This is a genomic window from Bradyrhizobium sp. P2_E8 (assembly GCF_056403875.1).
Genome location: NZ_JBFUES010001836.1, coordinates 1 through 640, shown reverse-complemented (window position 1 = coordinate 640; position 640 = coordinate 1). Strand labels below are relative to the sequence as shown.

At 63.1% G+C, this 640-nt stretch carries 1 protein-coding gene; it reads left to right on the top strand.

Annotated elements, in window-relative coordinates; genetic code table 11:
* A partial coding sequence (locus AC1D00_RS44195) for a hypothetical protein (RefSeq protein WP_477015087.1) occupies positions 1-640 on the top strand: 640 nt, incomplete at both ends.

The window sequence follows — 640 nt, the reverse complement described above, 5'->3', positions numbered from 1 at the left end:
TGACCGACACGATCAACGTGACGCCGGTCAACGACGCGCCGGTGGTCGTGGCCGGTCATACGCTGAACTATACGGAAAACCAGGCCGCCACCGCGATCGACCCGGCGCTGACGGTGTCCGACGTCGACAGCGCCAATCTGTCCTCGGCGACGGTGCAGATCACCGGCAACTACGTCAACGGCCAGGATGTGCTGGGCTTTACCAACCAGAACGGCATYACCGGATCGTTCAATGCGGCGACCGGGACGCTCACCTTGACGGGTTCATCCAGCGTCGCGAACTACCAGACCGCGCTGGAYTCGGTGACCTACTTCAACACCAGCGACAACCCGTCGGGCSTGGCCCGCACGGTCACCATCATCACCAATGACGGGTCCGCCAACAGCCTGGCCGTGACCGACACGATCAACGTGACGCCGGTCAACGACGCGCCGGTTGTCGTCGCCGGTCATACGCTGAACTATACGGAAAACCAGGCCGCCACCGCGATCGACCCGGCGCTGACGGTGTCCGACGTCGACAGCGCCAATCTGTCCTCGGCGACGGTGCAGATCACCGGCAACTACGTCAACGGCCAGGATGTCACCGGCAACTACGTCAACGGCCAGGATGTGCTGGGCTTTACCAACCAGAACGGCAT